A 9,838-nucleotide genomic window follows, 5' to 3' on the forward strand; every position below is an offset into this window, starting at 1 on the left:
GCCGGAGAGCGGGCGGGCCGGGGAGCGGCCGGGCCGTCATTCCGTGCAGCCCTTCTCGCCCGTCGCGGCCAGCACCGCGCAGGCCGTGACGTCGGTCGCGGCGGCGGCCGGCACCATCATCGTGTAGGCGACCGTGTCGCCGGGCGCGTCCACCGAGTCGGTCTCCTTGGACGTGCCCGAGGTGATCTCGACCGTGTCGCCCTGCGCGGCCTGGGTGATGCGCCCCCACGCGGCGCCGCAGACCTTGCTGTAGCGGATCTCGACGGTGGTGGCGCCGACGACCGCGGAGCCGGCCGTGGTGACCAGGTCGCCGCTGCACCCCATGACCTCGGCGTCCTTGCCCTCGCAGCTGTCGCCGTTGCACTTCACGCCCGGAGGCAGCTTCGCCTCCTTGGTGACGGTGGGCGACGGGGAGGGCTTGGCCTCCTTGGTGTCGCCCTGCGTCTCCGTGACGTACAGCCCGGCGGCGACCACCACCAGCGCGCCGAGCGCGCCGACGAGGAACATCGCCGTACGCCGCTTGCCCGCGGGGCGGCCGGAACCGCGGCCGGGACCCGACGGCTCCGCGGGCGGCGGGCCGTACCCGCCCGCCGCGGGTGCCCCCGGGCCGTACGCCCCCGGGTAACCGGCGTCCGGGTGGGTGACCCCCCAGGAGTTGCCGCTGCCCGACGCGTCCCGCACGTCGGTGGCGGTCGGCTGCGGCGGCACGCTCGGCGACACCCCGGCAGGACCGGCGACCCCCGTACGGGCCCCGCCGCCACGGGGGCGCCCGCCCCCGCCGGACGGCGGCCCGGCCAGCTCGCTCAGCGCGGCGCGCGCCTGCGAGATCCGGATCGCCTCCATGGTCATGTCGTGCCGCATCTCCGAGCGGCTCCAGGCGCGTTCGGCGAGCTCCCACATGGTGGTCAGGTGCACCGGGTTGGTCCCGGTGACCTCGGCCAGCGCCACGATCGCGCCCTTCGGCGCGAGCAGCCGGCCGTTCAGATAGCGCTCCCAGGACGTCTTGCTGTAGCCCGTGCGGTCGGCGACCGCCGCGACGCCCAGACCGCTGCGGTCCACCAGCCGCCTGAGCTGACTGGTGAACTCCCTGATCTGCGGATCGAGTTCATCCGGCAAGGCCTTCCAACGAGGCATTGCTCTCCCCCTCTTCCCCCCGGTTCGTGCTGGTCTTTCTCTCGCGCATGGTGCCCGCTGCCACGTCCCGTCTGGCTACCCACAGGGATGCCGCCGGGACGGGTCTCAGTTCCCGGGGTGGGGGCGCACGGGAGCAACAGGGCGCGTGCGGCGATGCACGCCCAGTCGCTTGCGCTCCAGTGTCCCACCGGTCGGCCGCCCGCCCGAACGGAACCCCGGAACCGAAGGACCGGGTGAACGGGGCTTGTACGACCGTCCCACTGTCCTCCTGTCCTACCATCCCGACGCCTTTGTGTGGACGTGTCCGCGGCCACACCCCCCCTCGGCGGACTCCCGTGCCGCGAACGGGCGCGTGAGTCATCGCAAGGGTGTACGGGGATTCCGGGACCCGTACCGGAACGGTCACTTCCGTGCCACAGCGGCCGGGCGCCCGTTGATCGTGCCGTCCGCCGTGCAGGAACGTGGTGCACGGCGCCGGCCCGTCCGCTCACGGGGGTGTGGACGGGCCGCCGCCCCTGCGGGGGGACCCGGCCGACGGCCGGAAACTCAACTGCCGGCTGACGGCCCGCTCACCAACCGGCGGCTCGACCACCGCCCCGGCGCCCCGATGCCGACCCACGGCGCCCCGCCACCGGCCCGGGCCTCGGCCGTCGACCGGCAGCTCACCCAACCGGCCAAGCCCCGACGACCGTCGACGACACGCTCGACCCTGGCCAACGGCCCGTCTGCCGGCCCACGACTCACACACCAACCGGCGCTCCGGCCACCGGCCCGAACATCGGCCGTCGAACGGCTGCTCGCCTGCCGACCAACGTTCCTGCTTTCCGGCCGGCCCGGTTCCGGCCGCGGGCCGGCAGCTCGGCAGTCGACCGACGGATCGGTCACCGACCGGCGGCCCGACTGCCATCTCGCAGCTCACCTGCGACCTGCGGCTCAGCCGGCCGACCCGAACCCCGGCCGGGGACCGGCCCTCCTGCGACCGGCGGCTCAGCTGTCGACCGTGACGTGCAGCATGTCCTGGAGCCACGGGAACTCCAGCAGCGGATGCGGCTGCATCATCAGCGCCAGCAGTACGACCGCCAGCCCGAGCCCGCCGTACGTGACCATGTCGGTGAAGCGGGAGCGTACGGCGAGCATGCCGACGTCCGGTACCGCCCAGCGCAGGACCGCCCCGGCCAGCAGCGCCGCGCCGATCAGGAGCAGGCCGACCCGGAACACGTCCAGCGCGGTCAGCAGCAGGCCCAAACCCACGGTGAGCAGCACGGCCAGGATCGGCCACTGCCGGGCGGGCGCGGGCGCGTCGCCGGGGGCCGCCCTGCCGCCGCCCTCGGGGCGCGCGGTGTCCCGCGTGAACAGCGGGAACCTGCGGGTGGCCCGGCGCGGAACGCCGTCCGCGCCCGGGGCGCTGACCGGGTCCCGGACGGTGACATCCTCAGCGGCTTCCGAGGCCTCCGAGGCGTCCGGGGCCACGGCGGCCTCGGAGGCCTCGGCGGCCTCCGGCACCTTCCGCTCAGCCGACACTGCGCTCCGCCGCCTCGACCACGTTGACCAGCAGCTGCGCCCGGGTCATCGGGCCGACACCGCCGGGGTTGGGGGCGACCCAGCCGGCCACCTCGGCCACGCCCGGGTGGACATCGCCGACGATCTTGCCCTCGGCGCTGCGGGAGACGCCGACGTCCAGGACGGCCGCGCCCGGCTTGACGTCCTCAGGACGGATCAGGTGGGCGCTGCCGGCCGCCGCGACGATGATGTCCGCGCGCCTCAGGTGGGCGGACAGGTCACGGGTGCCGGTGTGGCACTGGGTCACCGTGGCGTTCTCGCTGCGCCGGGTCAGCAGCAGCGGCATCGGACGGCCGATGGTGACGCCGCGCCCGACGACCACGACCTCGGCGCCCTTGATCTCCACGCCGTGGCGGCGCAGCAGGGTGATGATGCCGTTCGGCGTGCAGGGCAGCGGGGCGGGCTCGTTGAGGACGAGGCGGCCGAGGTTCATCGGGTGGAGGCCGTCGGCGTCCTTGTCCGGGTCCATCAGCTCGAGGATCCGGTTCTCGTCGATGCCCTTGGGGAGCGGCAGCTGGACGATGTAACCCGTGCAGGCCGGGTCCTCGTTCAGCTCGCGGACGACTGCCTCGATCTCCTCCTGCGTGGCGGTGCCGGGCAGTTCACGCTGGATGGAGGCGATGCCCACCTGGGCGCAGTCGCGGTGCTTGCCGGCGACGTACTTCTGGCTGCCGGGGTCGTCCCCCACGAGGATCGTGCCGAGGCCGGGCGTGACGCCCTTCTCCTTCAGCGCCGCCACGCGGGCGGTCAGATCGGACTTGATCTCGGCTGCGGTGGCCTTGCCATCGAGAATCTGGGCGGTCATGACCCCCATCCTCGCGGATGACCGGCCCGCTGTTCCAATCAGCCCGCATTCCGGTCGGCCGCGGCGCCCGTACCGCGCATTCGATCATCTTCGGTCTCAATGCGAGCAAGATCCAGATGTTGCACTTGCACAACACATATGTCGTAGCGCTGGACAAGGAAAGGAACGGTCAAGAACGATGAATGCGCAGTGCCGCGGGCAGAACCGGGGGGACGGACCGCATCTGTAGTGCTTCCTCCGCGCCGAGTCTCGCGCAGTCCCCGCACCGAGAGCGCAACGGAGGAAGAACCGCCATGAGTTTCGGCGACCCGAACAACCCCTACGGGCAGCCGCCCCAGCAGCCTCAGCCCGGCCCCGGCTACGGCTACCCCCAGCAGCCCGGCCAGCCCGCCCAGCCCGGCTACGGCTACCCCGCCGCGCCGCCGGTGGGCCAGCCCTACGGCGGCGGTTACGTCCCCACCCAGATGCCCGGCATCACGCGCGCCGCGCAGATCCTGCTCGCCGTGATCGCCGTCGCACACGTGATCATCGCGGCGGTGTACGGCGTCGCGCTGGCGCAGTGGGACGAACTGGTGGACGAGGCCGGCATCGCGGGCGACGTCGACGCCGAGCAGTTCGCCGACCTGGGCAAGGGCGTCATCGTCTTCTTCGTCGGCCTCGCCTCGGTCTTCGCGCTGCTGGGCCTCATATTGCTGCTCCAGTACGCCAAGGGCGGCAGCTCGGTGCGCGTCTGCTCGATCGTGTACGCGTCCTTCGCGATCGTCAGCGGCATCTTCGCGCTGGGCATCTACCTGCTCGGTCTGCTGATCATCGTCGTCGCGATCCTGGTGATCGTGTTCTGCGCGAAGCGGGCCAGCGCTGAATGGTTCCGGCGCCCGAGGTACTGAGCCGCGAACCGCTGACCCAGGGGGCGCGTCCGCTCACTCGCGTCCCACCCCACAAGGCCGTGTCCCTCCCGAGCGGAGGACACGGCCTTCGTGTGTCTCTCTCCCCTCCCACTCCCGCGCCCGGCGTACGGGACCCGCGCCTTTCACGCCAATCACGCCGCACACCCCTGTCGCACCCGATCGGGGGAGGTCCGGCGGCGGGGTGTCCGCCCTACTCTGGCCGAGTAGCTGTCAGGCATGGGCGCATGGGGGGATGCACCGTGAACAGCCTCGTCGTCGTACCCGAGGTACCAGCCGTATCCGAGGTACCCGTCGTGCCCGTCGCACCGCGACGGACCGCCGGCCACCCCACGCTGAAGGGGACCCGGTGACCGGGACGTACGCCGTGCCGGTGCCCAAGGGGTACCGGGTGGGCGCGTGGGAGGTGCGGGAGCCGATCGCCACGGGCGCGTTCGGCAGCGTGTACGCCGGCCGGCGCACCGGGGGCGGCACGGACGGGCCGCGCGAGGTCGCGCTGAAGTTCCTGCCCACCGGCACCAGCACCCCGCGCCAGCTGCACCACCTGCGCGAACTGGCCGAGCGCGAGGTGGACGTGCTGCGCCGGCTGAAGCAGCCGCGCCTCATCCGGATGGTCGAGACGCTGACCGTCGACGACCCCGGCCGGCCGGAGCTGGACGGCTCCACCGTGCTGGTGCTGGAGAAGGCCGAGGGCTCGCTGTCCGCGCTGCTGGCCGTCACGCCCCGGCCCGACGCCGGCCCCGGTCTGCTCGCGCAGATCTGTGAGGGGCTGGCCCAGCTGCACCGCGCGGGCTGGGTGCACGGCGACCTGAAACCGGCCAACGTGCTGCTCATGGCGGACGGTTCGGTTCGCCTCGCCGATTTCAACATGGCCGCCGAGCTGGAGGGCACGCACGCCTACACGTCCGCCTTCTCCACGCCCGACTACACCCCGCCCGAGCTGCTGTGGTCCGGGATCGGCGAGCGGGGGCGGCGGATCCGCGCGTCCGCCGACGTGTGGGCGTTCGGCGTGCTCGCCCATCTCGTCCTCACCGGCGCCTTCCCGCTGCCCGGCGCCACCCCGGCGGCCCGCCGCACTGCCGCCGCCGCGTACGCCTCCGGCACCGACGAGCTGCGGCTCTCCGCCGGGCTTCCCGACGCCTGGCGGGACGTCGTCCGCGCCTGTCTGACCCGCACCCACGCGGAGCGGATCGGCGTGGAGGACCTGCTGCGCCGGGTGCGGGAGGCGGCCGGCGCGGGACGCCCGTCCCGGCTGCCCCGGCTGCTGCCCGCGCGGCGCCGCCGCTCGCGGAGGTCGGTCGCCGTCTCGGCGGCCGTCGCCACGGCCACGGTGGCGCTCCTCGGGTACGGCGTCGACCGCTGGGCCCTGTCCGGCGGCGAGCCGAGCGCCGGCTCGAACGCGGGTCCGAACGCCGCAGCCGCCGCGTACGGCGCCGACGTGCTGCGCACCGACCGGGGTGTGCCGGCCGCGTACCGGCTGCTGATCGTGGAGACGGCGCACGACTGCCCCAGCGAGGACGTCACCGCGCCGCTGATCGCCGCCATGCTGAAGGTGGAGAGCGACTTCGACCCCGACCTGTCCGACCCGGTCAAGAACGAGTACGGCATCGCCCGCTGGACGCCGAAGGTGCTGCGGTGGTGGATGAACGAGGACGGCACCCCAGGCGAGACCGTGCCCGAACCGCCGTTCCCGCCCGCCGAGTCGGTGCCCGCGATGGGCCGCTACCTGTGCTGGATCGCGCCGCGCCTCGACGACGAGCTGCGGGAGGACCGGCGGGTGCTGATCGCCGCCGCGTACCGCACGTCGTGGGACAGGGTGAACGACGCCGGCGGCGTCCCCGCCGAGTACCGCGCGTACGCCGGCCGCGTCGCCCACTACCTCAAGGAGTACGCCCCGCCCGGCCGCAGATGACCCGGGCGGGAGTGCGACGCGCGACGGCGGTGGCCCGGGCCGTTGCATGGACCGGGACCACCGCCGTCGATCACGGGATCAGTCGATCACGGGCTCAGTGGAAGAAGTGGCGCGTGCCCGTGAAGTACATCGTCACGCCCGCCTTCTTCGCGGCCTCGACGACCTGCTCGTCGCGGACCGAACCGCCGGGCTGGACCACGGCCTTCACACCGGCCTCGGTAAGGATCTCCAGGCCGTCGGGGAAGGGGAAGAACGCGTCCGAGGCGGCGTAGGAACCGGCCGCACGCTCGGCGCCCGCCCGCTCGACCGCCAGCTTCGCGGAGTCGACACGGTTGACCTGGCCCATGCCGACGCCGACGGACGCGCCGTCCTTGGCGAGCAGGATCGCGTTGGACTTCACCGCGCGGCAGGCCTTCCAGGCGAAGGCCAGGTCGGCCAGCTCGGCCTCGGACAGCGCCTCGCCGGTGGCCAGCGTCCAGGTGGCCGGGTCGTCGCCCTCGGCCTGGAGCCGGTCGGTGACCTGGAGCAGCGCGCCGCCGTCGATCGGCTTGACCTCGACCGGGGCGGACGGTGCCTGCGGGGCGCGCAGCACGCGGATGTTCTTCTTCTTGGTGAGGGCCTCGAGCGCGCCGTCCTCGTAGTCGGGGGCGACGATGACCTCGGTGAAGATTTCCGCGACCTGCTCGGCCATCTCCTTGGACACCGGGCGGTTGACGGCGATCACGCCGCCGAACGCGGACAGCGGGTCGCAGGCGTGCGCCTTGCGGTGCGCCTCGGCGACGTCCGCGCCGACCGCGATGCCGCACGGGTTGGCGTGCTTGATGATCGCGACGGCCGGGGCGTCGTGGTCGTACGCGGCACGGAGCGCGGCGTCCGTGTCCGTGTAGTTGTTGTACGACATCTCCTTGCCGTGCAGCTGCTCGGCCTCGGCGAGACCGCCGGTGCCGGAGACGTAGAGCGCGGCCGGCTGGTGCGGGTTCTCGCCGTAGCGGAGGGTGTTCTTGCGCTCCCAGGTGGCGCCGAGGAAGTCGGGGAACTGCGAGTCGTCGACCGGGGCGTACTCGGAGGCGAACCAGGAGGCCACCGCGACGTCGTACGCGGCCGTGTGCTGGAAGGCCTCGGCGGCGAGCCGCTTACGGGTGGTGAGGTCGAAGCCGCCGTCGCGGACCGCGGCGAGGACGTCGCCGTAGCGGGCCGGGCTGGTGACGACGGCGACCGACGGGTGGTTCTTGGCGGCGGCGCGGACCATGGACGGGCCGCCGATGTCGATCTGCTCCACGCACTCGTCGGGCGTGGCGCCGGAGGCGACGGTCTCGCGGAACGGGTAGAGGTTCACGACGACCAGGTCGAACGGCTCCACGCCGAGGTCCTTGAGCTGCTGCTCGTGGTCGGCGAGGCGCAGGTCGGCGAGGATGCCGGCGTGCACCTTCGGGTGCAGCGTCTTGACCCGGCCGTCCAGGCACTCGGGGAAGCCGGTCAGCTCCTCGACCTTGGTCACGGGGACGCCCGCGGCGGCGATCTTCGCGGCGGTGGACCCGGTGGAGACCAGCTCCACCCCGGCCTCGTGCAGGCCGCGCGCGAGATCCTCCAGGCCGGTCTTGTCGTAGACGCTGACGAGCGCCCGTCGAATGGCCCGCTTGTTGCTCTCGGCGGTCACTGGATAACTACCTTTCGTCCCTCGATGCGATAGCCGTTGCGGGCGAGCCGCCCCACGACCTCGACGAGCAGCTTTCGCTCGACTTCCTTGATGCGCTCGTGCAGAGCGCTCTCGTCGTCCTCGTCCCGGATCTCCACCACGCCCTGCGCGATGATCGGACCGGTGTCGACGCCGTCGTCGACGAAGTGGACGGTGCAGCCGGTGACCTTGGCGCCGTACGCGAGCGCGTCCCGTACGCCGTGGGCTCCCGGGAAACTGGGCAGCAGGGCGGGGTGGGTGTTGACGAACCGCCCGCCGAAGCGCGCGAGGAACTCCTTCCCCACGATCTTCATGAACCCGGCGGACACCACGAGGTCGGGCTCGTACGCGGCGACGGCCTCGGCGAGCGCCGCGTCCCACTCCTCGCGGGCCGGATGGTCCTTGACCTTGCACACGAAGGTCGGCAGCCCGGCGCGCTCGGCCCGGGCCAGCCCCTCGATGCCCTCGCGGTCCGCGCCGACGGCGACGACCTCGGCGCCGTAGGCCTCGTGTCCGACGGCGGCGATCTCGTCGAGGAGCGCCTGGAGATTGGTGCCGGATCCGGAGACCAGCACGACGAGACGCCTGGCGCGCTCGGCCACGGGCTTGGCGGCCACGGTGGGGCCCTTTCTCGGGGAGCGTCTGCACGGCCGGCGGCACAGCGCTTTGTACATTCCTACGAATGCTTCGCGCCCCCGGATACGGGGAAGCCTACGAAGCGGCCGACCGGCAGCAACGATACCGGCACTCCCGACGGGCCCCCACGGGACGGGGGCGTGGCCGGAAGGTAGCGTCTGGGAGGAGCCGGCCGGGGTACGCAGGTCCTGGACACCGGGGCGCACGGGAACGCCGACCGCGCACCGTTCGTTCACAGGGCGACGGACCCGGGCCGCGCGGAGCTGACGGGAACGCACCAGCTCACCGCTCACTCGTAGTCGATACGTCGTGCGAGGCGGTCACACCGCACCCACGCCGTGCTTCACAAAGGGGAAGACGCTCACTTGATGCCGGACCGCAGCCTGCGACTCCTCACGTTCCCCCAGCAGTCGGCCCAGGGAGGGGAGCGTGGCGCCGTGCTGCTGCGGGAGCGCCCGTCCTCACCTCCCGACGCCCCGCAGGGCGAGGGCGGCGACGACCGCCGCCGGGGCTCCGGGGACGGCCAGGACGACAACCCGTTCGCGCCCCCGCCGGAGGGCACGCCCGACCGCCCCTGGCAGCCCCGCCATCCGTCGGGCGGCGAGGGCGAGGGCGGCAACCGCTCCCCGTGGGGCCGCAACTGGAGCGACCGGCAGCCCGGCCGCTCCCCCGGCGGCTTCGGCGAGCGCCCGCGCGGCCCGGAAGGGCAGGGCGGAGGCGGCCAGCAGGGTCCGGGCATGCGCTGGGACCCCATGGACCCGGCCCAGCGCCGCGCGCGGTACGCCCTGCTGGGCGGCCTGTGGGCGTTCTTCTTCGCCCTGTTCAACTGGCCGTACCTGGCGCTGCTGCTGGGCGCGCTCGCCCTGTACTGGAGCATCAGCGCCCTGCGCGCCAAGCCCCGCGGGCAGGACCCGGACACCCCGGCGCCCGAGCAGAAGGGCCGCCCGCAGACCACGGCGGCGGTGAGCGGCATGGTCATGGCCGGCCTGGCACTGCTCCTGGTGGCCGGCGCCTTCGGCGCCCGCCTGATCTACAGCGACTACTACGAGTGCACCAGCGACGCCCTCACGCAACAGGCCCGCCAGTCGTGCGGCGACCATCTGCCGGAGCAGTTGCGGGGCGTGCTGGGCGAGGAGGGCTGACGGCCCACCGGACACCGCCCGGCACCCCGCCCCGAACCCCGTTCTGCCCGCTTGCGCGGGCGGACGGGG

8 protein-coding genes are annotated in these 9,838 nt (G+C 73.3%); 3 read left to right on the top strand and 5 right to left on the bottom strand.

The genetic code is table 11. The features are described 5' to 3' along the window. Nucleotides 1-36: 36 nt before the first annotated feature. The 3 genes from CCN29_RS24695 to CCN29_RS24705 form a co-directional block, all read right to left on the bottom strand. A complete protein-coding gene (locus CCN29_RS24695; RefSeq protein WP_199810525.1) occupies nt 37-1,134 on the bottom strand; it encodes a helix-turn-helix domain-containing protein in 1,098 nt (365 codons plus the stop codon). Between the two features lie 987 nt (nt 1,135-2,121). Further along, entirely contained in the window at nt 2,122-2,655 is a 534-nt protein-coding gene (locus CCN29_RS24700; protein ID WP_307784508.1) for a DUF3017 domain-containing protein, read from the bottom strand. Next, nucleotides 2,645-3,499, bottom strand: coding sequence for a bifunctional methylenetetrahydrofolate dehydrogenase/methenyltetrahydrofolate cyclohydrolase (locus CCN29_RS24705; protein WP_006133515.1), 855 nt, complete (start codon nt 3,497-3,499; stop codon nt 2,645-2,647). The genes CCN29_RS24700 and CCN29_RS24705 overlap by 11 nt, the downstream gene beginning before the upstream one ends. 293 nt (nt 3,500-3,792) lie before the next feature. Between CCN29_RS24705 and CCN29_RS24710 the strand changes: the two genes are divergently transcribed. Both CCN29_RS24710 and CCN29_RS24715 read left to right on the top strand, forming a co-directional pair. After that, on the top strand, nt 3,793-4,386 hold the full coding sequence (locus CCN29_RS24710; protein WP_006133517.1) for a hypothetical protein: 594 nt from the start codon (nt 3,793-3,795) through the stop codon (nt 4,384-4,386). A gap of 367 nt (nt 4,387-4,753) precedes the next feature. Further along, on the top strand, nt 4,754-6,316 hold the full coding sequence (locus tag CCN29_RS24715) for a protein kinase domain-containing protein (RefSeq protein ID WP_086684534.1): 1,563 nt from the start codon (nt 4,754-4,756) through the stop codon (nt 6,314-6,316). Nucleotides 6,317-6,410: 94 nt separating this feature from the next. Here the strand turns inward: CCN29_RS24715 and purH are convergent, their stop codons facing one another. Further along, nucleotides 6,411-7,973, bottom strand: a complete 1,563-nt coding sequence (gene purH, locus CCN29_RS24720) for a bifunctional phosphoribosylaminoimidazolecarboxamide formyltransferase/IMP cyclohydrolase (protein ID WP_031060861.1) — start codon at nt 7,971-7,973, stop codon at nt 6,411-6,413. Next, on the bottom strand, nt 7,970-8,608 hold the full coding sequence (gene purN, locus CCN29_RS24725) for a phosphoribosylglycinamide formyltransferase (RefSeq protein WP_031017218.1): 639 nt from the start codon (nt 8,606-8,608) through the stop codon (nt 7,970-7,972). The genes purH and purN overlap by 4 nt, the downstream gene beginning before the upstream one ends. A 387-nt stretch (nt 8,609-8,995) precedes the next feature. Here purN and CCN29_RS24730 point away from each other — a divergent pair, with 387 nt between their 5' ends. Then, nucleotides 8,996-9,769, top strand: a complete 774-nt coding sequence (locus CCN29_RS24730) for a hypothetical protein (protein WP_086684537.1) — start codon at nt 8,996-8,998, stop codon at nt 9,767-9,769. Nucleotides 9,770-9,838: the final 69 nt, after the last annotated feature.

The sequence above is a fragment of the Streptomyces pseudogriseolus genome (assembly GCA_002154585.1).
Taxonomy (GTDB): domain Bacteria; phylum Actinomycetota; class Actinomycetes; order Streptomycetales; family Streptomycetaceae; genus Streptomyces; species Streptomyces pseudogriseolus.

Excerpts from the sequence above, each read along its gene's own strand:
- CCN29_RS24695 (WP_199810525.1), bottom strand. The coding sequence starts at position 1,134 with ATGCCTCGTTGGAAGGCCTTGCCGGATGAACTCGATCCGCAGATCAGG.
- CCN29_RS24705 (WP_006133515.1), bottom strand. The coding sequence starts at position 3,499 with ATGACCGCCCAGATTCTCGATGGCAAGGCCACCGCAGCCGAGATCAAG.
- CCN29_RS24710 (WP_006133517.1), top strand. The coding sequence starts at position 3,793 with ATGAGTTTCGGCGACCCGAACAACCCCTACGGGCAGCCGCCCCAGCAG.
- CCN29_RS24730 (WP_086684537.1), top strand. The coding sequence starts at position 8,996 with ATGCCGGACCGCAGCCTGCGACTCCTCACGTTCCCCCAGCAGTCGGCC.